This window comes from Segatella buccae ATCC 33574, assembly GCF_000184945.1.
Classification (GTDB): domain Bacteria; phylum Bacteroidota; class Bacteroidia; order Bacteroidales; family Bacteroidaceae; genus Prevotella; species Prevotella buccae.
The window spans coordinates 2367354-2390921 of record NZ_GL586311.1 but is presented as its reverse complement, the minus strand read 5'-3'; the positions used below and the strand labels follow the sequence as shown (position 1 = coordinate 2390921).

The 23568-nt window shown below is 50.7% G+C and carries 17 protein-coding genes; 13 read left to right on the top strand and 4 right to left on the bottom strand.

Features of this window, described 5'->3' with window-relative positions; translation table 11 throughout:
* The first annotated feature begins 161 nt into the window (after window positions 1–161).
* The 9 genes from HMPREF6485_RS09410 (at window position 162) to HMPREF6485_RS09355 (ending at window position 11227) form a co-directional block, all read left to right on the top strand.
* A complete protein-coding gene (locus HMPREF6485_RS09410; RefSeq protein ID WP_004346179.1) occupies window positions 162–1442 on the top strand; it encodes an acetylxylan esterase in 1281 nt (426 codons plus the stop codon).
* A 17-nt stretch (window positions 1443–1459) separates the two neighbouring features.
* Window positions 1460–2539 carry a glycoside hydrolase family 26 protein gene (locus tag HMPREF6485_RS09405; protein WP_052296831.1) on the top strand — a complete coding sequence of 360 codons (1080 nt, stop codon included), beginning with the start codon at window positions 1460–1462 and terminating at the stop codon, window positions 2537–2539.
* A gap of 35 nt (window positions 2540–2574) precedes the next feature.
* Complete coding sequence (locus HMPREF6485_RS09400; protein ID WP_004346177.1) at window positions 2575–3744, top strand: glycoside hydrolase family 130 protein; 1170 nt, start codon at window positions 2575–2577, stop codon at window positions 3742–3744.
* Between the two features lie 45 nt (window positions 3745–3789).
* Window positions 3790–5166, top strand: coding sequence for an MFS transporter (locus HMPREF6485_RS09395; RefSeq protein ID WP_004342208.1), 1377 nt, complete (start codon window positions 3790–3792; stop codon window positions 5164–5166).
* Window positions 5167–5208: 42 nt separating this feature from the next.
* On the top strand, window positions 5209–6438 hold the full coding sequence (locus HMPREF6485_RS09390; RefSeq protein WP_407636077.1) for an AGE family epimerase/isomerase: 1230 nt from the start codon (window positions 5209–5211) through the stop codon (window positions 6436–6438).
* A gap of 642 nt (window positions 6439–7080) precedes the next feature.
* Window positions 7081–7545 (top strand): helix-turn-helix domain-containing protein, encoded by a 465-nt coding sequence (locus HMPREF6485_RS09375; RefSeq protein ID WP_004346173.1) that lies wholly within the window; start codon window positions 7081–7083, stop codon window positions 7543–7545.
* A 9-nt stretch (window positions 7546–7554) separates the two neighbouring features.
* Complete coding sequence (locus HMPREF6485_RS09370) at window positions 7555–9570, top strand: dipeptidyl-peptidase 3 family protein (RefSeq protein WP_004346172.1); 2016 nt, start codon at window positions 7555–7557, stop codon at window positions 9568–9570.
* A 9-nt stretch (window positions 9571–9579) separates the two neighbouring features.
* Window positions 9580–10188 (top strand): DNA alkylation repair protein, encoded by a 609-nt coding sequence (locus HMPREF6485_RS09365; protein ID WP_004346171.1) that lies wholly within the window; start codon window positions 9580–9582, stop codon window positions 10186–10188.
* A gap of 331 nt (window positions 10189–10519) precedes the next feature.
* On the top strand, window positions 10520–11227 hold the full coding sequence (locus HMPREF6485_RS09355) for an SIMPL domain-containing protein (RefSeq protein WP_147279903.1): 708 nt from the start codon (window positions 10520–10522) through the stop codon (window positions 11225–11227).
* A gap of 296 nt (window positions 11228–11523) precedes the next feature.
* Here HMPREF6485_RS09355 and HMPREF6485_RS09350 read toward each other — a convergent pair whose 3' ends face one another.
* From HMPREF6485_RS09350 to HMPREF6485_RS09335, 4 genes are all read right to left on the bottom strand, one after another.
* Window positions 11524–12330 (bottom strand): polysaccharide biosynthesis/export family protein, encoded by an 807-nt coding sequence (locus tag HMPREF6485_RS09350; protein WP_004346168.1) that lies wholly within the window; start codon window positions 12328–12330, stop codon window positions 11524–11526.
* 245 nt (window positions 12331–12575) lie between these two features.
* Window positions 12576–15908, bottom strand: a complete 3333-nt coding sequence (secA, locus tag HMPREF6485_RS09345; protein WP_004346167.1) for a preprotein translocase subunit SecA — start codon at window positions 15906–15908, stop codon at window positions 12576–12578.
* A 56-nt stretch (window positions 15909–15964) separates the two neighbouring features.
* On the bottom strand, window positions 15965–16357 hold the full coding sequence (locus HMPREF6485_RS09340) for a hypothetical protein (protein ID WP_004346166.1): 393 nt from the start codon (window positions 16355–16357) through the stop codon (window positions 15965–15967).
* On the bottom strand, window positions 16354–17703 hold the full coding sequence (locus HMPREF6485_RS09335; RefSeq protein ID WP_004346165.1) for an Lnb N-terminal periplasmic domain-containing protein: 1350 nt from the start codon (window positions 17701–17703) through the stop codon (window positions 16354–16356). Before HMPREF6485_RS09335 ends, HMPREF6485_RS09340 begins: the two co-directional genes overlap by 4 nt.
* Window positions 17704–17827: 124 nt before the next feature.
* Between HMPREF6485_RS09335 and HMPREF6485_RS09330 the strand changes: the two genes are divergently transcribed.
* The 4 genes from HMPREF6485_RS09330 to HMPREF6485_RS09315 all read left to right on the top strand — a co-directional run bounded on the left by HMPREF6485_RS09330 (window position 17828) and on the right by HMPREF6485_RS09315 (window position 23494).
* A complete protein-coding gene (locus tag HMPREF6485_RS09330) occupies window positions 17828–19126 on the top strand; it encodes a porin family protein (protein ID WP_004346164.1) in 1299 nt (432 codons plus the stop codon).
* Window positions 19127–19128: 2 nt separating this feature from the next.
* Entirely contained in the window at window positions 19129–19836 is a 708-nt protein-coding gene (locus HMPREF6485_RS09325; protein ID WP_004346163.1) for an LptA/OstA family protein, read from the top strand.
* A gap of 21 nt (window positions 19837–19857) precedes the next feature.
* Entirely contained in the window at window positions 19858–21129 is a 1272-nt protein-coding gene (locus HMPREF6485_RS09320; RefSeq protein ID WP_004346162.1) for a hemolysin family protein, read from the top strand.
* Between the two features lie 214 nt (window positions 21130–21343).
* Complete coding sequence (locus tag HMPREF6485_RS09315) at window positions 21344–23494, top strand: peptidylprolyl isomerase (RefSeq protein WP_004346160.1); 2151 nt, start codon at window positions 21344–21346, stop codon at window positions 23492–23494.
* Window positions 23495–23568 lie beyond the last annotated feature (74 nt).

Below are 23568 nucleotides of genomic sequence, written 5' to 3'. Positions count from 1 at the left end.
TTTTGCATTGAAAATTAGGTGGAGGGGGCAGTCCTTCCACCTAATTCTTTTTTAGGTATTAAAGTATTATCTTTCGATAAGAAAGTATCAATCAATGTAGTTTTTTTGTTTTATCTTTGCACTCGATGAATAATCATTATCCTAAACAACAATAACTTGAAATGAAAAGACTGTGTTTGTTTTTGCAGACTTTGATAGTCGTGCTGTCTGTTGGAGCCCAGATTCGTGGAAATAATATTGTCGTAACGGTTACACCCGACCATAAAGATTGGAATTATCGCGTGGGTGAGAATGCCGGTTTTACGGTGGATGTCCGTAAGTCGGGCACGCTGCTTGAGCATGTCAAGGTCGATTATGAAGTCGGTCCGGTGATGTTTCCCGAAGTGAAGAAACAGAATGTCGTTTTGAAAGATGGTACCATGAAATGGACGGGCACGATGAAGCATCCCGGTTTTTATCGTCTGAAAGTCATAGCCGACGTAGAAGGCAGGAAGTATGAAGGACTTTGTATGGTAGGATTTTCTCCTTTGGAAATTAGAGATCATGCCAAAGTGCCTGAGGATTTTGATGTCTTTTGGCGTAGGGCGCTTGATGAAGCTCGCAAACTTGACATCAATCCGCATCGGAGGCTGTTACCCGAACGGTGTACGAAAGACGTGAATGTCTACGAAGTGGACTTTACCAACGACACTCCCAATCGGCGGGTTTACGGCATTCTCTGCATACCGGTCAAGCCGGGTAGGTATCCGGCTTTGTTGAGAGTGCCCGGTGCCGGTGTCCGTCCCTACGCCGGAGATGTCTATACAGCCTCCCGAGGAGCCGTCACTTTGGAGATAGGCATACATGGGGTGTCGGTCACTATGCCGCAAAAAGTGTACGACGATTTGGGCAATGGAGCCTTGAACGGATATTGGGAGACTAATATTGATCAGCCGGATAAGAATTATTATAAGCATGTGGTGGTAGGAGCCGTCCGTGCCGTAGATTATATTGCTTCTCTTCCCGAGTGGGACGGTCGCACGTTGGGTGTCACCGGATCGAGCCAAGGCGGTTTCCTGTCGTTGGCTGTCACCGCGTTGGACAAGCGTGTCACGTTCTATGGAGCCGTGCATGCAGCCTTGTGCGATCATCTGGCAGCTTTGAGCGGTGTGGCTCCCGGTTGGCCCCAGTATTTTATATGGAACAAGAAACCATCTGAGGTCCATTTGGCAGGTTCTCAATACTACGATGGTGTCAATTTCGCCCGGCGCATTACGGTGCCCGGATGGTTCTCTTTCGGCTATAACGACGAGGTGGTTCCGCCCAACTCTGCCTATGCAACCTATAATGCAGTCAAGGCCCCCAAGCAGCTTAGTGTCTATCCGCAGACTGCGCACTATTGGTATCAAGAGCAGTGGGACGAATGGGAGAACTGGTTGCTTGGCCGGATGAACATCAAATGACAAATGCTGTGTGGAATATGAAAAAGATAAGTGTAGTTTTGGCAGCCATGCTCATGAGCGTGGGTATTGGTGCACAGACACCGGCCCGGGAGTTGGTCAAGAGATTGCAGAAGTTGCAGAAAAAAGGAATCATGCTCGGCCATCAGGACTCTCCTGTCTATGGAACGACTTGGAAATGGGACAATGGGCGATCTGATGTGCTTGAAACCGTAGGTGATTATCCTGCAGTGATGGGCTTCGACTTGGGCAAGATAGAGCTTGGCAGCGATGAAAACCTCGATGGGGTGTCGTTTGAGCGTATGCGGCGTGAAATCATCGCCCACTATCTGCGGGGTGGTATCGTCACCCTGAGTTGGCATCCGTGGAATCCTGTTACGGGAGAAAACGCTTGGGATTCTTCAGGCGAAGCCGTAAAAGACGTACTTCGTGGAGGAAGCCAGTACCGGAAATTTGAAGGTTGGCTGGAGACCGTGGCAGCGTTTATCAACTCTTTGCAGACTCCCGGCGGGCAACGGATACCCGTAATATTCCGCCCATGGCACGAAATGAATGGCGGATGGTTCTGGTGGGGAGCAAAGAGCTGTACAGCCGAGGAGTATATAAACCTTTTTACATTTACCCATCACAAATTGGTAGACCAATATCGTTGCAACAACATCGTGTGGGCTTGGTCACCCAATCTCAGCGATGTGAAAACGGAAGCAGCTTTTATGGAGCGTTATCCCGGCAACCAATATGTAGACCTCATTGGGGTGGATATCTACGAATTTGACAACAACGATGCCGCTTATAGCAAGAACCTCAAAGAGACGCTTGATGTATTGGTGTCGGTGGCATCGAAAGAACATAAGCTCGCCGCTTTGACCGAGACCGGTTGTAGGGGGATAGGCAAGAAAACCGACTGGTTCATGAACACTCTTTGGCCGGTATTGCGGCAGTACAAGTTGAGTTATGTGCTCTTTTGGCGCAACGACTGGCAGAAGCCGGAAGAAGAATCTTACTTGCCGGCCACAGGTGACAAGGCTGCACCGGATTTCAAGAAGTGGGTGGATCTGAAAGAGGTCTGCACGGTCAAAGATATCAGAAAAGTCAAATAGAAGATTGAGAATAACAATATAAAAGAAATATAATCATGACAGATTTTAAGACAAGAGTACGGCAAATTCGTGCCCGTCACGAAGAGTTGTTAGGCAGAAAGAACGAACCGTTGGAGTGTGGCAACGGCATCTACGAGAAGTATAAGTATCCCATTCTGACAGCTGAACATACGCCCTTGGAGTGGCGTTATGACTTCAACGAGAAGGACAATCCCTATTTCATGCAGCGCATCATGATGAATGCCACGCTAAACAGTGGAGCCATCAAGTGGAATGGCAAATACTTGCTGGTGGTGCGGGTGGAAGGAGCCGACCGCAAGAGCTTTTTCGCCGTGGCCGAAAGCCCCAATGGTGTAGATAACTTCCGCTTCTGGGACGAACCCATCACCATGCCTGATGATGTGGTGCCGGCGACTAATATCTACGACATGCGGCTCACAAGCCATGAAGACGGCTACATCTATGGCGTGTTCTGTGCCGAGCGGCACGACGACAGTGTGCCCGGCGATCTGAGTGCCGCCACGGCTACCGCGGCCATTGCCCGTACCAAGGACCTGGTCAACTGGGAGCGACTGCCCGACTTGAAGGCCAAGAGTCAGCAGCGTAACGTGGTGTTGCACCCCGAATTTGTCAATGGCAAGTATGCGTTTTACACCCGGCCGCAAGACGGTTTCATCGATACCGGTTCGGGAGGCGGCATCGGTTGGGCACTTGTTGATGATATCACCCATGCTGAGGTGAAAGAAGAAAAAATCATCAATCTGCGTCATTACCACACCATCATGGAAGTGAAAAACGGCGAAGGGCCCCATCCCATCAAGACCGACCGTGGCTGGTTGCATCTGGCCCATGGCGTGCGTGGGTGCGCTTCCGGGCTGCGCTATGTGCTCTATATGTACATGACGGCCCTCGACGACCCGACCCGCGTCATAGCCCGGCCGGGAGGTTATTTCCTGGTGCCGGAAGGTGAAGAATATATCGGTGATGTGATGAATGTCGTCTTTGCCAATGGCTGGATAGCCGATGAAGACGGCAAGGTGTTCATCTATTATGCTTCGTCGGATACCCGTATGCACGTAGCCACTTCCACCATCGACCGGTTGGTGGACTATTGCATGAATACTCCCGAAGACGGTTTCACCACTTCGGCCAGTGTGGAGACCATCAAGCGGCTGGTGGCCAAGAACAAGGCGATGGGGCAATGAACCGTTGCCGGCGACATCTTCAACACTTAAATTCAGAAAGCAAGTATGGCAAGTTTAAAAGAAAAAATCGGATACGGTTTCGGTGACATGTCTTCCAGCATGTTTTGGAAGATATTCTCCTATTATCTACCTATTTTTTACAGCGATGTGTTCGGTCTGTCCTTGGGGGCTACGGCCACATTGATGCTCGTCACTCGGATATGGGACACCGTGAGCGACCCTATGATGGGTGTCATAGCCGACCGCACGCACACCCGTTGGGGCAAGTACCGTCCCTATCTGCTTTTCTTTGCAGCTCCGTTTGCCATTTCCGGCGTGCTGTTGTTCACGACACCCGACTTGGGCGAAACGGGAAAGTTGGTGTGGGCATACGTCACCTACATATTGATGATGACCGTCTATACCGGCATCAATGTGCCATACGGCTCTATGCTTGGCGTGATGACCAATGATTCTGACGAGAAGACCGTCTTCTCGAGTTTTCGCATGTTCTTTGCCTACGCCGGTTCGTTCATCGCCCTGTTTGCGTGGGAGCCGCTTTGCAACCTTTTTAAGCAGCAGGGCGGCACAGAGAGTTCGGCTTGGCAGAGTGCCATGATCGTTATTGCAGTTTTCTGCTTTCTCTTATTCCTGCTCTCCTTCAAGTTGACTAAAGAACACGTGAAGGCTGAGGCCACGGCCTTGGGCTCCGACCTGTCTTCTCTGGTGCGCAATGCCCCTTGGTGGCTGTTGACCGTAGCCGCCCTCTGCACAAATCTTTTCAATACGGTGCGTGGAGCCACGGTGGCCTATTATTTCAAATATTACATCGGCGAGAATGCCAGCATCGAGTTGGGTGCCATCAGTTTCCTCTTCTTTGCCGGTCTGTTTCTGGCTGTCGGTGAGGTGTGCAACATGATAGGTGTGGTGGTGGCCGTGCCCGTCAGTCGCCGGTTGGGTAAGCGCAAGACATTTGGGTTGGCCGGCGTGTTGCTGGCCGTGTTGAGCATAGCCTTCTTTTTCGTGCCTTGCACCAATGCCGGTTTCATCCTCATGCTGTTGTTGCAAATACTCATTTCCATCTGCACGGGCATTGTGTCTCCGCTGGTGTGGAGCATGTATGCCGATGTGGCCGACTATGCGAGAGTGAAGGATGGTTCTTCCTCCACCGGACTGATATTCTCTTCGGGGTCCATGGCCCAGAAGTTTGGCGGAGCCATCGCAGGCAGTGCCGTGCTGTGGCTGTTTGCCGCTTTCGGGCTTGTGCCCAATGCCGCCTCCCAGACCGAGAGTGCCATTCTCGGCATGAAGCTCACTATGAGTTGGATTCCTGCCGCCATAGCCTTGTTGATGGTCTTCATCATGGTGGTGTATCCGCTGACCAAAAGTAAGATGAAGGAAATAGGCCGGCAGTTGGTCTCCTTGCAGCAGGTGGAAGACTGACGGTGACAACCTTGTAGAGTTAAACCATAAAATGCTACTGACGTGAACAGCTTTAAACTTACTATGAGGGATGTGCTTACCAACAACATCCTTCCTTATTGGATTAACAACGTGACCGACCACGAAAACGGGGGCTTCTACGGACGCATCGATGGCTATGAGAATGTCCATCCCGAGGCCGATAAAGGAGCCGTCATGAATGCCCGCATCCTTTGGTCGTTTGCCGCATCCTACCGTGTGTTGAAGAAGCGGGAATATCTGGAAACAGCCCGGCGGGCTAAAGACTATATCGAAGCCCATTTTTTAGACAAGGAGTATGGCGGCCTGTATTGGAGTGTGGACTATAAGGGGAACCCCGTAGACACCAAAAAGCAGACCTATGCCATAGGCTTTGCCATCTACGGCTTTTCCGAATATGCACGGGCCACAGGCGACAAAGAGGCTTTGGCTGTGGCTTTGTCGCTCTATGACGACATAGAGCGTCATGCCTTTGATGCCGAAAACAACGGCTATGTGGAGGCACTTACTCGTGAATGGGCACCTATAGCCGATATGCGCCTGAGCGACAAGGACGAAAATGGCAGCCGCACCATGAATACGCATCTCCATATCATAGAGCCTTACACCAATCTCTATCGTTGCATGAAAGAGATGGGAATAAGCCCTGTGGAGCATGGCACGGAGGGAGAACAAACCATGTGGCGTGTGGGCAAGTCGGCCGAAAACTTGCTTGACATCTTTATCAACAAGCTCCTGAACAAGCAAACTTACCATCTCGACCTTTTCTTTAACGATAAATGGGAAGGGAAAAGAAATGTGGAAAGTTACGGGCATGACATAGAAGCCTCGTGGCTACTCCATGAAGCGGCTCTTGTACTGGGTGACAAGAAAATGTTGCAACGGGTGGAACCGGTGGTAAGGCGTGTGGCTTTTGCTGCCGATGAGGGGCTGAGGAAGGACGGGGCCATGATCTATGAGCACTGGAAAGACACCGGCCGCCAAGACCTTCAACGCCAATGGTGGGTGGAATGTGAAACGGTCATCGGGCACATCAACCTTTACCAGCATTTCCATATAGAGGAGGCTTTGGACATAGCCGTGAGGTGTTGGAGCTTCATTCAGAAACATCTCATCGATGAACAGCACGGTGAGTGGTACTGGGCCATGCTTGAAGACGGCACCGTGGATCATGACGGCGACAAAGCCGGCTTTTGGAAATGTCCCTATCACAACAGCCGGATGTGCCTGGAGCTCATAGAGCGGGACTTTTAGTGCTTTGCCGCACACTCCGCTGACAGTTGTTGCAGGGGATGATTCTCCCTCGCTGCATGGTTGCGGCAAGAGACCGGTAGATGGTAATTATTGTCAAGTATATTCGCCATCGGTTTGCAAAAAGACTTTTTAGTAGTATCTTTGCATAGCAAGGGGAGTACATACGTGCTCCCCTTTTTTAGCTCCCCAATTTCCTAAAGCGGGCTTTGCCATCTTGTTGTGGATGCAATCCGGCCCGAATGGCGTTGTGAAAAGGGCTCTTTCGGCTTGCAAGTGTGGCTCTTTTGTAAGGTTGTTCGGGCTTAGTGGAAAATGTTTTTCCGTTTTTCGGCCATTTTGAAAAGCCATGTCGGGTGTACTATACTTTTGAAATACGAATTTCAGTAAAGCTTTTTCTTGATTTGAATAGGTTTTGCACTATAGGTGGAGTTCTTGGCATGGAGGGTAAGGGAGGCCGGGCAGCCTTGCCGTCTCTTATAGTCGGTGATTGGGACAGCCTTTGACGGATGGCAGGTGTATCGGAATGCATATTCGTTGGAGAACGTGCGATTTGGCCTGTAAATATTTGGAGTATCGGAATACATTGTGTATTTTTGTAAAAAATAAGAATTTATTTGTTTATCCCACATTATAGAGAGGCGCATGGTAAAGTACAACATTACGGAAATAAAGGAAAAGGAAGCGGCTTATCGAACATTGGTGAGTCCGAAGGTGATGGATGAAATGAAAGGGAAAATACTTGATATCATTCTCATCAAGAAACGATATAAAGACAAGGACTATTCGGCTAAAAAACTGGCGGAAGAACTTGGCACGAATACGCGCTATGTCTCTGCCGTGGTCAATGTGAAATTTCACATGAACTATACGTCGTTTGTCAACAAATTCAGGATAGAGGAGGCCATGAGCATCTTGATAGACAGCCGTTATCGGAAGCTGAATATGGAAGATGTGTCTGACATGGTGGGCTTCTCAAACAGACAAAGTTTCTATGCGTCTTTTTATAAGTTCAACGGGTGTACGCCGAGGGAGTATAAACTGCGACATGCAATGGAAGCCCCGCAGCAGGCCAAGCACAGAGGGAGAAAGACGAAGAGTGAAGAGTAAGAAGAGGACATGAATAAAGAGTTTTTTCCGTTTGCAGATGAGCGGTTTGCCGATTTGCAGATGCTGCGTTATGCTCTAAGAGGCTTTGAGGGGCTTACCTTAAGACAAAAGATGTATATATATTGTCTTTCAGAGGCTACATTGTATGGTCGGGATATCACCTTCGACCAGCAGGGAAAGTATAATCTGGACATTCGCAAGGTGCTGGAAGCCGTGTATGTTAATTATGAAGGTGATCGGAAACTGAAAAATTTTGTCGGGTTGGAAACCTATCTGAAGCGTGTGTGGTTTTCGAGCGGCATATACCATCACTATGGTTGTGAAAAGTTGGAGCCCGGGTTTGATCCCGATTTTTTGAAGACCGAAATAGGCAAACTCCATGCCGGTCAGCTTTCCTTATTGCAGTCGGAATCGCCGGAATCATTGTGCGACAGACTATTTCCCATTATTTTCGATCCGGAGGTGCTACCCAAACGGGTGAATCTGGCCGATGGAGACGATCTCGTGTTGACCTCGGCCTGCAACTTTTATGAAGGCGTTGACCAGAAAGAAGTCGAAACTTTCTATGCGCAGAAGAAGAACGATGTGCTCCGCCCGGGTGTTCCGGAAAGTGAATTTCCGGAACAGACAAACCTCGGACAGCCTTCTTGGGGGCTCAACTCGAAGCTCGTCAAGGAGCATGGTTCAATCAAAGAATGCACGTGGAAAGAACACGGCATGTATGGAAAAGCCATCAGCAAGATTATTTATTGGTTGGACAAAAGTTTGCAGTATGCCGAAAACGACCGACAAAAGGAGGTCATCAACCATTTGATGGCGTTCTACCGCTCGGGCGATTTGACGGATTTTGACACCTATTCCATAGCCTGGGTAAGGCAGCAGGATGGGATGATCGATTTTATCAATGGTTTTATAGAGGTGTACGGTGACCCATTGGGCCTTAAAGGCACATGGGAGGGCATCGTGGAATACAAGGACATGGAGGCCACGAAGCGCACACAGTGTATTTCCTCAAACGCACAATGGTTTGAAGACCATTCTCCGGTGGATGAGCGTTTTAAGAAACGTGTTGTGACGGGAGTGGTTGCCCACGTAGTGTGTGCTGCCATGCTTGGCGGAGACGAATATCCGGCTTCGGCTATAGGCATCAACCTGCCCAATGCCGATTGGATAAGGGCAAGGTATGGAAGCAAGAGCGTGACCATTGGTAATTTGACAGAGGCTTACAATCAAGTGGCCAAGGGAAACGGATTCCTTGATGAGTTTGTCATTGATGCCTCAACCCGTTGTTTGATAGAGAAATATGGCGACATTTGCGATGAGTTGCATACAGACTTGCACGAATGTCTTGGGCATGGCAGCGGACAACTCCTGCCGGGCACCGACCCGGATGCGCTGAAGGCCTACGGAAGTACAATAGAGGAAGCCAGAGCCGACTTATTCGGACTATATTACATGGCTGATGACAAGGTGTTGGAACTCGGACTTGTGCCTGACGGCGAAGCTTATAAAAGTCAATACTATTCTTATCTGATGAACGGGCTGCTGACCCAACTGGTAAGAATCAAGCAAGGCGACAAGATAGAGGAGGCGCACATGCGTAACAGGGCGCTCATTGCCCGGTGGACATTGGCCCATGCAGACGGTGCGGTAGAGTTGGTGTGTGAGCAGGACGATAGGGAGCCAAAGGGCAGGAAGACCTATCTGAAGGTGAATGACTATGCAAAATTGCGCACCTTGTTTGGCGAATTGTTGCGGGAAATTCAGCGCATTAAGAGCGAGGGAGACTATGAAGCGGCCCGAAGGCTTGTGGAGGGGTATGCCATTGACATTGATGCGGACTTGCATAGAGAGATCTTGTCCCGATATGCCAAACTGAATATCGCTCCTTACAAAGGATTTATCAATCCACGGTTGACCCTGAAGAGAAACGAACGTGGGGAGATCGTCGACGTGGAAGTCGATTACTCGGAAGGTTATGCCCACCAGATGCTGCGTTATTCACGCGATTACGGAACATTATAAAGAAGAAGTATGACAGAAGAGATACATGAAATGGTGAAAACCATCAAGCAGTCGTTTAGACTGATGATGAACGGAGTAGCCTCAAGCTCCATGCGTGAGAAAGGGGTTGTCTACAAACTCAACTGGGGTGTACCGCTGACCAATCTGCAAGAGATGGCCACCAGCTATGGCAAGAACTACGAGTTGGCCATTGAACTGTGGAAAGAGGACATCCGTGAATGTAAAATAATGGCGACCTATATCATGCCGCCGGAAAAGATGCTGCCCGACATGATAGATGTCTGGATGGAAAAGGTCACGACGCAGGAGATTGCGGAAATCCTTGTGTTAAATCTTCTTCAACACGTAAATAGTGCTCCGGTGTTGGCTTATCAGTGGATTGCATCGGATGACATACTGCGCCAAATCACGGGGTATCATCTGCTTTCGCGCTTGTTTATGAAAAAACAGGAGGCTAACGAGAGGGGGATAAACGAGTTTATAGACCATGCGGCGACCGCCCTTCAAAGTGATCATGTGGGGCTTAAACATGCTGCTGCAAATTGTGTGTACCGATTTATGGATTTAGGCGATGCCTACGAAAAGATTGCACAAAGTGCTTTGGGAGCCCTTATTTAACTAAAGTTCTCTTTCTACAGACGGGGCTTTGAAGATGGGACGATCTCTTTTAATCCCTATTGAGTGGGATTTCTCCAAAGGTATATTGCAAAGTGGAAAACCAAAAGCCGGGCGAATGAAAAGTGCCATGAAATGGGTTTGCAGTAGACTTTTAACACTTGACATGTTGGCAGATTCGGAAAAAATGCTTAGCTTTGTATTTGTCATAGTTGTTCTTTAAATGGTTGAAAACTTGTCATTTAGCGAGGCAAAAGTATAGATTCTTATCGAATGACTGTTACTTTTTATCTCCCCCATCTTTTATATGGTGGAAAACTTAAATTGGAAAGTTATGAACATTAACACAGGTATCAAGCAAGCTGCAATCTTAGCCATCGGCATCATTGCGCTTGGATGTTGCATCAAGTCGGGCTTGGATGGCTTGGCAGGTAAAGACCGTAAGGTCGTGGTGAAGGGCTTGTCAGAGAAAGAAGTCGAGGCTGACAAGGTGACGTGGCCTATCCTTTCAAAGGAAATAGGCAACGACTTACCCGAACTCTATCAGAAAATTAATACTACAACGCATGTCATTAGACATTTCTTGATAGCCAATGGCGTGAAAACAAGTGAAATCAGCGTGAATGCTCCTGTCGTCATCGACCTCAATGCCGAGCGGTATGGTGACAACAGGCAGCCTTATCGCTACAATATCACGTCTATTATCACGGTTACATCTAACAATGTGAAGCTTGTGCGCAGTATCATTGCCCGTCAGGGCGAACTTCTCCAAAAAGGTGTCGCTATCGTAGATGGCGGTTACGACAACCCTGTGAAGTATGAGTATGTCGCCTTTCGCAAGATGAAACCCAAGATGATGCAGGAGGCGATAGAGAATGCCGAACAGACAGCCAGACAGTTTGCCGAGAACAGCAAGAGTAAACTCGATAAGATCATGAATGCCGACCAAGGCCAGTTCTCGATAGAAGACCGAGACTCGAACACGCCTTATATTAAAAAGGTGAGGGTGGTCACTACTGTCACTTATTCGTTGAAGGACTAACCCCGGCAAACAGATATTTTCTTTAGAATGTGGAGGGGGGCGAACGCAAGTGTTGGCCCTCCTCCGCATTCTCTTTGTTTGTGGAAATTACCATCCTTCAGTTTTGGCAGAAGTAACGGAAGAGCCTCTTTAGGAGGTATGGGATAGGGACTGTTGGGGGGATTTGAAAGGATTAGGCATTGAAACAAGGGAAACACCGTGTGTTTCCCTTGTTGATGCAAAGATAATATTTTTAGATCGAGATGCCGATGCGGAGTAATAAATGTAAATATTCCGAAGTACCGGCAATGGTTACCTTATTTGCGCCAAATGTTGGAGATGAGCGTAGCCACGGAAGTGGATATTCCGGCCAGTGAAAACCAGTAGGTGGTGCTCGTGCTGATTTCGGATGCCCCTTTCTTCACCTCGTTGGGTTCCACGTACACCACGTCGTTTTGCTGGAGATAGTAGTAAGGGTCGTTGAGCACATTGGCATCATTGAGGTTGAAGCGGTGAACCACCTTGGCCCCTGTAGCGTCTTCGCGGATGAGCATTACGTTGTCGCGGCGGCCGTAGATGGTTAGGTCGCCGGCTTGGGCGATGGCCTCAAGGATGCTGATTTTCTCAGTGGGCACGGTGATGGACTTCGGATTGGCCACTTCTCCCGTCACGGTGACCACATAGTTTTGCATCTTCACTGTCACCATGGCTCCGGCATTCTGGGTGAAGTAGGGTGCTATCTTGTCCATGATGTGCTCCTCGGCTTGCCTGACGGTGAGTCCGCTCAGTGCTATCTTGCCTACCACGGGAAACTGAATGTTGCCATCATTGTCTACGAGGTAGAGCTGTGTGCTGTTGCTCGCGTAGGAAGTGGCGGTGGTGCCTGTGGTGGTTTGCACGTTGAGGTTGAAGAGGTCCGACGCGCGCGGATCAAGCGCGTGTACGGTGATCTGCAGATAGTCTTTGGGCATGATGTGCGCATCGAATGGACGCTTCGAGCCCGTAAGATCAGCCTCGTCTGCGTTTTGGAAATAGGCTACCTGCTTGGCAAACTCGGCTGATTTACACGCGCCGAGCGACAGTAGTGCTATGGCTATGAGGAGCAAGATTGACAGTTTCTTCATTGGTGAATATATTTGCTTTGCAAAAATAGCATAACTTTTGCAGAGTGCAAAATTTTTGGGGTGGAAAAGACAGGAATACCCTTGATTCCTCTATTTGCTTTGTGATGGGAATACTTTTGTTTTTGTATTTCCAAAGGTATACGTTGGTTCGTGTGGAGCAAGACTATGGGGAGGAAATACAAAAAGAGGACATGCCCGGCAAGAAAGGCATGTCCTCTTGGTTTATGTGTTTCGGTTCAGCCCGCTTAGAGGTTGCGGCCGTGGCAATTCTTGAATTTCTTGCCCGAACCGCAGGGGCACGGGTCATTGGGGCGCGGCATGGCTTCTTTCACGATGGGCTGGTGATGGGGTCGGCCACCTGTGGCACGCGTGTCTTGATTGGCAGCCTGCTGTTGGGCTCGACGGGCCTCTTCAAGATCGTCTTTCTGCTCCATGTAGCGTTGGCTGCGCTCCTCGGGTGCGGCTTCCTGCACCTGCTGCTGCATCTCGGGTATCTGTCCACGCATGAGGATGGAGGCCGTGCGGTTGTTCATCTCGTCAATCATGGCATCCCAAAGTTTGGCACTCTCGAGCTTGAAGATGAGCAGCGGGTCTTTCTGCTCGTAGGAAGCGTTCTGCACGGAGTGGCGTAACTCGTCGAGCTGGCGCAGGTTCTCCTTCCAACAGTCGTCGATGATGTGAAGCATGATGACCTTCTCAAATTGCTTCACCACCGATTTGGCCTCCGAGTCGTAGGCTTCTTTGAGGTTGCAGCCGATGTTGTAGACGCGCTTTCCATCGGTGATGGGCACCATGATACGCTCGTAGATGGCTCCTTGATTTTCATACACCTCTTTTATGATAGGCCAGGCCACGCTCTGTATGCGGTCGGTCTTACGCTTAAACACGGCCATCGTCTCTTGGAACACGCGCTCCTCGAGATCGGCCTTGGCGGTGGAGATGAACTCGTCTTCACTGAATGGCACTTCCATGGCCAGCACCTTGAGGAACTGCTCCTTGGCTCCCTCGTAGTCGTTGTTCTCGATGATGTTGACCACGCGGTCCCAGATGATGTTGGTAATGTCCATGCCGATGCGCTCACCCATGAGGGCGTGACGGCGCTTCTCGTAGATCACGGTGCGCTGTTTGTTCATCACGTCGTCGTATTCGAGCAGGTGTTTACGGATGCCGAAGTTGTTTTCCTCTACCTTCTTCTGTGCGCGCTCAATGGAATTGGATATCATCGAACTCTCAATGCGTTCGCCATCTTCAAATCCGAGACGGTCCATCACTTTGGCGATGCGCTCGCTGCCGAAAAGGCGCATGAGTTTGTCTTCGAGCGAAACGTAGAACACAGAGGACCCCGGGTCGCCTTGACGGCCTGCACGACCGCGCAACTGGCGGTCTACACGGCGGCTCTCATGGCGCTCGGTGCCGATGATGGCAAGTCCACCGGCAGCCTTCACCTCAGGTGAGAGCTTGATGTCGGTACCGCGTCCGGCCATGTTGGTAGCGATGGTCACGGCCCCCAACCCATTGGTGGAGCGTCCGGCCTCGGCTACGATGTCGGCTTCCTTTTGGTGGAGTTTGGCATTGAGCACCTGGTGAGGTATCTTGCGCATACTCAGCATCTTGCTCAGCAGTTCGGATATTTCCACAGAAGTGGTGCCCACGAGGCTTGGACGACCGCTGTTGCGCATGGCTTCAATCTCCTCGATCACGGCATTGTATTTCTCGCGCTGGGTCTTGTAGACACGGTCTTCCTGATCGTTGCGGGCAATGGGGCGGTTGGTGGGAATCTCCACCACATCGAGTTTATAGATGTCCCAGAACTCGCCGGCCTCGGTGGATGCCGTACCGGTCATACCGGCCAGCTTGTGATACATGCGGAAGTAGTTTTGCAGTGTGATGGTGGCAAAGGTCTGCGTGGCAGCCTCCACTTTCACATGCTCTTTAGCCTCAATGGCCTGATGCAGTCCGTCGCTCCACCGGCGGCCCTCCATGATACGGCCCGTCTGTTCGTCTACGATTTTCACCTCGTCGTTCATCACCACATATTCATCGTCCTTGTTGAACATGGTGTAGGCCTTGAGCAACTGTTGCAGGGTGTGTACGCGCTCGCTCTGCACGGCATAGTAGCTTAGCATCTCGTCTTTGCGGTCAAGGCGTTCCTGATCACTCAGGCCGGTTTCTGCTTCGAGTGCGGAGAGCTGCGAGGTGATGTCGGGCAACACGAAGAGGTTTTTGTCGTTCACCTGCTTGGCCAACCACTCGGTTCCCTTGTCGGTGAGGTCGCAGGAGTTGAGCTTCTCGTCCACCACGAAGTAGAGTGGTTCCACGGCCTTTGGCATCTCACGGTTGTTATTGGCCATGTAGTATTCCTCCGTTTTGAGCATACCGGCTTTGATTCCTTCTTCCGAGAGATACTTGATGAGCGGCTTGTTCTTGGGCAAACACTTGAACGAACGGTAGAGGGCGAGGAATCCCTCGTCAAGCATCTTTTGGTCTTTCTTCTCGTTGCCCTCCTTGATTTTACTGCGGGCTTCGGCCAAAAATTCCGTAGCCAGTTTGCGCTGTACCTCGTAGAGGCGTTCCACGAGGGGCTGGTATTCCTCAAACATCTGGTCGTCGCCTTTGGGCACGGGACCGGAGATAATGAGCGGCGTGCGGGCATCGTCGATGAGTACGGAGTCTACCTCGTCGACGATGGCGTAGTTGTGTTGCCGCTGCACGAGGTCGGCAGGCGACACGGCCATGTTGTCGCGCAGATAGTCGAAGCCGAACTCATTGTTGGTGCCGAAGGTGATGTCGGCCTGATAGGCGCGACGGCGAGCCTCGGAGTTAGGTTGGTGCTTGTCGATACAGTCCACCGACAGTCCGTTGAACTCATAGAGCGGGCCCATCCACTCGGAGTCGCGCTTGGCCAGATAGTCGTTCACCGTTACCACATGCACGCCGTTGCCCGTAAGAGCGTTGAGAAACACAGGCAACGTGGCCACAAGGGTTTTACCTTCACCCGTTGCCATTTCGGCGATTTTGCCCTGATGGAGCACCACGCCTCCGAAGAGTTGCACGTCGTAGTGCACCATTTCCCATTTCAGGTCATTGCCGCCTGCCGTCCAGTGGTTGTGATAGATGGCCTTATCGCCGTCGATGGTGATGAAGTCCTTGGCCGGATCAGCCGCCAGTTCACGATCGAAGTCGGTGGCAGTGACCACTGTTTCCTCATTTTCGGCAAAGCGGCGAGCCGTATCTTTTACGATGGCGAAAGCCGTGGGCATCACCTCGTTGAGTGCCTTCTCGTAGATGTCAAGTGCCTCTTTCTCCAATTTGTCTATCTGGTTGAATATCTCTTCGCGTTCGTCGATGGGTGTGTCTTCGATGGTAGCCTTGAGTTTGGAGATCTTGTCTTTCTGTTCTTTGGCCGACTGCTGCACGTATTGCTGTATTTCTTTGGTCTTGGCGCGCAGTTGGTCATTGCTCAACGCCTTGATTTCGGGATATTTCTTCTTCACCTCTTCCACGAAAGGCTGAATGAGTTTCATGTCACGAGACGACTTGTCTCCGAATAGACTTTTTAATATTTTACTGAAATTCATGTTTTGTTTGTCTTTTTGTTTTTATTCGATATTGCCCGTAGGGCAGAAATCATGGATTACGCATTTCTTTCGAATAGAGCCCAAACGGCTCTTGTATCATCGGGTCCTCGAATAAAAACAAAAACCTTACAGTCTGCGATCAATAACGATGCCTCTCCCTCGGCGGGGCAGGTCTTCGTGACCGCAGGCTGTAAAGCCTCTTCGGTGGCACGGAAAAAAGCCGTGCCAGTGATGTGTTTCAGTTCGTGAGGACCATTAAGATCGGCCTGCTTGAGGGCTTTGATGATGGTCAGGAGATCTTCTTCTAGTGCTTTGGCTTCTGGTTGACCGATAATTTGCTCGGCCGAGAGGTCACCCAACGCCAATTTGAGTGCCGACCGGTAGGTCTGCGCTTCGACACCTGTTGCAGCGAGTACAACGAGCAGGGCTGTGATATATCGGTTCATCATCGGTCGGTGAGCTCTATTTGTTGTCGGTGTGTACATTGCACAATGCCCCTACCCAGCAAAATGAATGCCAAAACGATGATGCCCTCGGCGTATTCTTGGAGCATGTAGCCCAAAATACCGGCAACAACCATCCCTGTCCAGACATACCAATAGCGATGGATGTGCCCTTTGCGCAGTTGTTTTATCACAGGGTATAGATATATGGTGTTCAGCGGGTTAAGCAACAATATCTGCAAGTTGAGTCTCACTGTGGGGTGCTGCGAGAACACCATAGCCAACAAGACGATTCCTGCCAATCCTGAAACCAGCATGAGCTGGAGGTCAAGCCACCAGAAGTTTAACTTCTTTTTGCGTTCCCATACGGTCAGCAGTGCCACGATGGCGGCCAAAGCGAGGAATGCGTCAAGTGGGGTGATGCGGTCGGCGAAGGTTTCGGAGCCGCTCTCCACGGTTATTTGCTGTGCTGGAATGAGCCATACAGTAGTGTCTACCAGTCCGACGACGGCATAGCTCGGCATCGTACGGCGCACGGCGTCAAAGTCCCTGCGCAAGTTGTCGGGTAGAAACTCCTGCTCCCCATAGGTCGTCGGGCTGTCGGCTTTGAACCCGAGAAGCAAGTCATTGCCGAAACGCGCCCAGCGATGGTTACCGTTGTGGGCGTGGATGAGTTGTCTCCATGAGGGATAGATCGCCCCGGCAGGTGGTTCTTCCATGTGTCGTGTGCCGGCCGACGCATGAGTATCGGCTAGACCGAGCAGGATACCCGAGTCGAGATGGTTGAGCACCATATCGCGAGCCCGCGTCGTACAGTTGTCGTAAAAATAGTTGTAGCGGTATGTCCTGTTCTCGGGCAAATAGTTTTCGTTGATGGCGTTGACGATGCGGAGCTTCTCGGTTGGTGAGAGATGCAGCCGCTGTTCCACCACCCAGCGCCCCTCGGAGGCATATTCGGCAATGAAATCGCTGGTGGACACGATGCCCATAGAGTAGTCGGTGAGACCAAACACGAAGCGCAGAATGAAATGGTTCTGGCGAAACGAGAAGATACCGTAATTCACAACGATGTCTTGTCCGTGGGCACGATCGTTTATACGCAGTGCCGTGTGCCCGTAATAGGAGTACACTTCCTGCCCCGGTCCACAGGTGAGCAGACCGATGTCGAGCGAGTCGAGCCATCCGTCAGGGGCCGATGCTCCTTTGGAAGCGTTCGGTACAGCTGTCGCATTGCCTTCTTCGACAGAGGCGGTGGCACCCGGAACCGGTGTAGGAACGGCTGCGTCGACCGTCGTAAAAGAGGTTAAAATCACGACGGAGAGTGCGCCGAAAAGATGTTTAAAACGTTTCACGATGCAAAAATAACTTATATTTCTGACTTATCATGCTATTATCTCGAAAAAAATCAATAAATTTGCAGCCGTCTTATGCCGCATTGGCGCGCGTGACACCGTCTAATAGAAATACGTTAAGCAGATGAAAAAGATATTGGCAACTGCCTCGTTGGTTGTATTGGTTACAAGTTCGTTTGCCCAAAGCGGCACGAATTCTCCTTATAGCCAGTACGGCCTTGGTGAGCTGAGCGACCAGACAAGTGGCTTCAATCGCGGTATGAACGGGTTGGGACTGGGCTTTCGCGAGCACAATCAGGTGAACTACATCAACCCTGCTTCCTATTCTGCGCTCGATTCGCTGAGTTTCATCTTTGATATGGGTATTTCCGGGCAGCTTACCAACTTTAAGGAGAATAGCCGCAAGGTGAATGCCAAGAACGCCGATCTCGAATATGTGCAAGCCGGTTTCCGTGCTGCTCGTCACTTGGGCGTGAGTTTCGGTGTGTTGCCTTTCACCAATGTGGGCTACGACTATTCTTTTTCGGGCACGGTGAATGGCGATGCCAACAACACGACCTACACCAATGAGTATTCTGGCAGCGGTGGCCTGCATCAGGTATATCTCGGTTTCGGCTGGGAACCTTTTAAGGGTTTTGCTTTCGGTGCCAACGCTTCTTATCTATGGGGTAACTACACTCGCACAGTAAACAATGTTTTCAGCGGTTCTTCATCCACCAATCTCATGCGCATCTATACGGCCGACATGCGCAGCTACAAGTTCGACTTCGGTCTTCAATACACTTTGCCCTTGAGTAAGAAAGACCGGTTGACGCTTGGTCTTACCTACAGTCCGGGCCACGACATAGGTGGCGAACCGAGAGTGGTGGTGCGTTCCTACACTGTTACTTCATCGTCGCAGATGTCTGTTATCGGGGCCGACACGCTCGGCGGTGCCTCGCTCAGCCATAAGATTCCCCATATATTCGGAGCCGGTTTTGCCTTTAACCACCAGAATCGGTGGAAAGTGGGCGTGGACTACAGCTTACAGAAATGGTCCTCTTTAGAAGCTCCGATCTATGAGTCACACACCTATACCATGAGGAGCGGCTTCTACAAAGACCGCAGTAAGCTCACTGCCGGTGGCGAGTTCTGTAACAATCCCATGGGACGCCGCTTCTTCGACCGCATCCGCTACCGTGTCGGGGCAAGCTACGCTACACCTTATTATACTATCAACGGACAGGATGGCCCCAAGGAAATTTCCGTCAGTGCCGGTTTCGGTATTCCCATCATCAACTCGGCCAACAACCGCTCCATTCTCAACATCAGCGGACAGTGGGTGAACCGTTCGGCCGACGGACTCATCAAGGAGAACACTTTCCGCATCAACATCGGACTCACGTTCAATGAGCGTTGGTTCATGAAGTGGAAGGTGGATTGAGCATGGACAGGCAGAGGGGGATCATCCGTAAGATATTTCAGTCGTGGGCCGATAGCCTTAGATTGTGGTCGCTGCTTCCGGCTGTTGCGGGCATTCTGTTGTTGGGTGCGTGCGAAGAGCAGGTGGAACACACGGCTCCTGCCATCTATGCTCGCGACTCGGTGGCGCTGATGACCAGTTATGGTGTGAACACACTCATCTCCGACTCCGGGGTTATTAAATACCGCATCGTAACCGAGCGGTGGGAAATCAACCCCAACCGTAATCCATCGCGCTGGGTGTTCGACAAGGGAGTGTTTCTCACGCAGTTTGACGAGAAGTTTCACGTCAACTCCTACATCCAATGCGATACGGCCTACTACTTTGACCAGAAGAAGCTTTGGGAATTGCGGGGCCGGGTGCGCATCCTTACTAAGGACGGCCTCCGCTTCTCAAGTGAAGAACTCTTCTGGAACGAGCTCGATCACGAACTCTATTCGCATCGCTATTCTCGGCTGGTGACCCCCGAACGCACCCTTGAAGGCACCTATTTCCGAAGCAATGACACCATGACGCGCTACTATGTAAGCAACTCGAAAGGTTCGTTCGAGAAAGGGGACCTGAGCGGCGAGCGCGACACCATGCGCAGTCAGCCTGATACTGTGAAGGCTCTTGTGCGCCCACAGACCACGCCACGCAGCAAGAATACCTCCATACCATTAACACACTAACCGGCCCCCCTTCAACGACTGATGACAGAAACCATTGATATACCACTCATTGTTGGCATCCTTGTGACGATGCTCCTCTCCGCCTATTTCAGCGGCATGGAGATCGCGTTTGTCTCCAGCAACCGTATGCTGGCTGAGGTAGACAAGGGACGGTATGGCTTTTCCCAACGGTTCATCTCTATTTTCTACAATCATCCCAACGGCTTCGTTTCCACGATGCTTGTGGGCAACAATATCGTGCTTGTAGTCTATGGCATTCTCATAGCCCGACTGTTCGATAATACCATCTTCCGCGGCCTTGACCCGGCCTTTACTGTCCCGGCCGACACGCTGCTTTCCACCTTCGTCATCCTCTTTACGGGGGAGTTTCTTCCTAAAACCTTGTTCAAAAGCAACCCCAATACGTTGTTGGCCGTTTTTGCCCTGCCGGCCTATGTGTTTTATATCATGCTTTGGCCCATCGCCCGGTTGGCCACCTTCCTCTCGAAGATGTGCTTGCGCTTTTTGGGTATTCGCATGGAACAGGGAAGCGACGACGAGGGATTCTCCAAAGTAGACCTTGACTACCTCGTCTCTTCCAGTATCGATAGTGCTCGCAGCGACGATGAGATAGAAGACGAAGTGAAGATTTTCCAGAACGCTCTTGACTTTTCCGATACAAAGGTACGCGACTGCATGGTGCCCCGCACTGAGATCAACGCCATTGAGGAGAATGCGCCGCTTGAGGAGCTTCGGCAACTCTTCATTGAGAGCGGCAACTCCAAGATTATCGTTTATCGTGAAGACATCGACCACATCATCGGTTACATACACTCCTCAGAGATGTTTCGCAACCCTCGCCGGTGGATAGACCACGTGCGCACCATGCCTTTTGTGCCTGAGACCATGGCGGCGCAGAAGCTCATGAAGATATTCATGCAGCAGAAGAAAACTCTCGGTGTGGTGGTCGATGAGTTTGGCGGCACGAGCGGCATCGTGGCACTCGAAGACATCGTAGAGGAGATCTTCGGTGACATCGAAGACGAGCACGACAGTGACAAGTACATCGCCAAGCGTACCGATGATGGTGACTACGTGCTCTCAGCGCGTTTGGAGATAGACAAAATCAATGAGATGTTCGATCTCGGACTGCCTGAAAGCGACGATTATATGACCCTCGGCGGACTCATCCTACACGACTATCAGAGTTTTCCCAAACTCAACGAAATCGTGAAGATAGGTTCTTATGACATCAAGATACTCAAGGCTTCAATGACGAAAATAGAGCTGGTGAAATTGCACAAAACCACTTGACGGCTGTAAAAACAGCTCTTAACCACATTTTTTACTCAAAAAATGACGCTATTTGCATTTTTATTAGTATTTTTGTGGACAATTTGCGGCACTCCATCCCTCTCTCCATCTGTGGATTGCGACTGCATTGGGAGGATGCCGTAACGGCATTCCGCCCTGTGAAAACATGAGAAAACAGAAAAAATAAATATCAATAAAAAACAACAGAAAAGTAATGGCAGCATTAGGAAAAATCAGAAGTAGAGGCCTGATACTGATTTGCATTATCGGTTTCGGTCTCTTCGCGTTCATCGCTGAGGAGCTGTTCCGTTCGTGCGAAAGTTCACGCAACGACCAGCGGCAGCAGGTAGGCGAGGTGTTAGGCGAGAAAATCAGCGTGCAGGATTTCCAGAAACTCCTTGACGAGTATCAGGAAGTCATTAAGATGCAACAAGGCACCGAGACCCTCTCAGAGGAACAACTCAATCAGGTGAAAGATATGGTTTGGAACACTTATGTGCAATCCAAACTTGTGGAGAAAGAAGCTAAGGAACTCGGACTCACCGTGACCGACACCGAGCTTCAGGATGTGCTGAAGGCAGGAACCAATCCCATGCTTCTTCAGACACCATTCGTGAACCAGCAGACCGGCCGTTTCGATGCCGCTTCCCTGCAAAAGTTTTTGGCAGATTTTAAGGCCAACAAGGCCGCCGTCAATCCGCAAATGCAGGAGCAGTATCAGAAGATATACAATTATTGGACTTTCATTGAGAAGACTCTGCGCCAACAGCTGCTCGCGCAGAAGTATCAGGGCCTGCTTGCCCATTGCTTCCTTTCCAACCCTGTAGAGGCAAAGATGGCTTTCGAGGATGAGAATCAGGAGAGCCAAATCAACTTGGCCGCTTTCCCTTATTCCGATATCGCCGACAATAAGGTGACTGTGGAGGAGAGTGATCTCAAGGCTAAGTACGACCAACTCAAGGCTCGTTTCTATCAGCCCATGGAGAGCCGTGACATCAAGTATGTAGACATTGAGGTGTCCGCTTCCCCGGCCGACCGTGCCGCCTTGCAGAAAGAGCTCGCCGGCTATCGCACCCAACTTGCTGCCGCTGCTGATCCCGCAGAGGTGGTGCGCAAGAGCGGTTCGCTTGTTGAGTATATCGGTGTGCCGGTTCCCCGGCAGTTCTTCCCGCAGGATGTGGCTGCACAGTTTGACAGCATGGCCGTGGGCGTTACTTCCGCCGTGAAGGAAAGTACACTTGACAACTCGCTTACTATCGTGCGTCTGCTCGGCAAGGTATCGCTGCCTGACTCTGTGCAATTTCGCTCCATCCAGATTGGCGGTGAAACGGCTGCTAAGGCTTCGGCTACGGCTGACTCCGTTTATACAGCTTTGCAGGGTGGTGCAGACTTCGAGGCATTGGCCAAGAAGTATGGACAGACCGGTGCAAAGACTTGGGCCACGGCTCAGCAGCTCGTGGGATCGCTCATGCAGAGCAACACACCCGACCAGAAGAGTATGGTGAATGCCGTGCGTAATGGTGAGGTCAACAAGTATAATCTCGTAAAACTCACTCAAGGCAGTATCATCGTGCAGGTAACCGCTCGTAAGGCTTTCAGTGAAAACTACACCGCTGCTGTCATCAAGAAGACCAACGATTTCTCAAAAGACACCTACCGTACAGCCTACAACAAGTTTGCCAGCTTCGTGAGTGCCAACAGCACTGGGGCCGACATTGAGAAGAATGCCGAGAAAGCCGGCTACCGTTTGCAGACACTCAACGACATGACCACTTCTACTCACAATGTGGCCAATATTCATTCTACCCGCGAGGCTCTCAAGTGGATATTTGAAGCTAAAGAGGGGGAGGTGTCTCCGATGTACGAGTGTGGTGACAACAACCATCTGCTCGTTGTTGTTCTTGACAAGATACATAATGCCGGCTATCGCAATATGAACGACGCGCAGGTAAAGGAGATGCTTAAGGCCGAGGTTATCCGCGACAAGAAAGCCGAGCAACTCATGGCCAAAGTTAAGGGCGTGACCGGCATTAGTGCTGCCAAAGCCAAGGGTGCTAAAGTGAGCATGGTCAATCAGGTGACCTTTGCCGCCCCCGTCTTCGTTCCTCTTACGGGAGCCAGTGAGCCTGCCCTATCGGGTGCTGTGGCTGCTACCAAGAAAGGACAGTTCTCTACCCATGCCGTGAAAGGTGCTGCTGGTGTTTACCTTTTCCAGGTAACAGGGCGCACCATGCGTCCAGGCAAGTTTGACGACAAGGCGCAGGAAGCTAAGCTCGCACAGCGTGCTATGCAGTATGCAGGTAATTACATGAACGAGCTCTACCTCAATGGCAACGTGGTGGACAACCGCTATTTGTTCTTCTAAACCGTGCCTTGCACGTGGTAACTGATACATCTTCAGCTCAATAGAAAACTCCCGAGTTGCTTATACAGCTCGGG

What these genes read in the sequence shown, in the direction of transcription:
- HMPREF6485_RS09410 (WP_004346179.1), top strand. Translation starts at nt 162, where the DNA reads ATGAAAAGACTGTGTTTGTTTTTGCAGACTTTGATAGTCGTGCTGTCT.
- HMPREF6485_RS09405 (WP_052296831.1), top strand. Translation starts at nt 1,460, where the DNA reads ATGAAAAAGATAAGTGTAGTTTTGGCAGCCATGCTCATGAGCGTGGGT.
- HMPREF6485_RS09400 (WP_004346177.1), top strand. Translation starts at nt 2,575, where the DNA reads ATGACAGATTTTAAGACAAGAGTACGGCAAATTCGTGCCCGTCACGAA.
- HMPREF6485_RS09395 (WP_004342208.1), top strand. Translation starts at nt 3,790, where the DNA reads ATGGCAAGTTTAAAAGAAAAAATCGGATACGGTTTCGGTGACATGTCT.
- HMPREF6485_RS09375 (WP_004346173.1), top strand. Translation starts at nt 7,081, where the DNA reads ATGGTAAAGTACAACATTACGGAAATAAAGGAAAAGGAAGCGGCTTAT.
- HMPREF6485_RS09370 (WP_004346172.1), top strand. Translation starts at nt 7,555, where the DNA reads ATGAATAAAGAGTTTTTTCCGTTTGCAGATGAGCGGTTTGCCGATTTG.
- HMPREF6485_RS09365 (WP_004346171.1), top strand. Translation starts at nt 9,580, where the DNA reads ATGACAGAAGAGATACATGAAATGGTGAAAACCATCAAGCAGTCGTTT.
- HMPREF6485_RS09355 (WP_147279903.1), top strand. Translation starts at nt 10,520, where the DNA reads ATGAACATTAACACAGGTATCAAGCAAGCTGCAATCTTAGCCATCGGC.
- HMPREF6485_RS09350 (WP_004346168.1), bottom strand. Translation starts at nt 12,330, where the DNA reads ATGAAGAAACTGTCAATCTTGCTCCTCATAGCCATAGCACTACTGTCG.
- secA (WP_004346167.1), bottom strand. Translation starts at nt 15,908, where the DNA reads ATGAATTTCAGTAAAATATTAAAAAGTCTATTCGGAGACAAGTCGTCT.
- HMPREF6485_RS09340 (WP_004346166.1), bottom strand. Translation starts at nt 16,357, where the DNA reads ATGATGAACCGATATATCACAGCCCTGCTCGTTGTACTCGCTGCAACA.
- HMPREF6485_RS09330 (WP_004346164.1), top strand. Translation starts at nt 17,828, where the DNA reads ATGAAAAAGATATTGGCAACTGCCTCGTTGGTTGTATTGGTTACAAGT.
- HMPREF6485_RS09325 (WP_004346163.1), top strand. Translation starts at nt 19,129, where the DNA reads ATGGACAGGCAGAGGGGGATCATCCGTAAGATATTTCAGTCGTGGGCC.
- HMPREF6485_RS09320 (WP_004346162.1), top strand. Translation starts at nt 19,858, where the DNA reads ATGACAGAAACCATTGATATACCACTCATTGTTGGCATCCTTGTGACG.
- HMPREF6485_RS09315 (WP_004346160.1), top strand. Translation starts at nt 21,344, where the DNA reads ATGGCAGCATTAGGAAAAATCAGAAGTAGAGGCCTGATACTGATTTGC.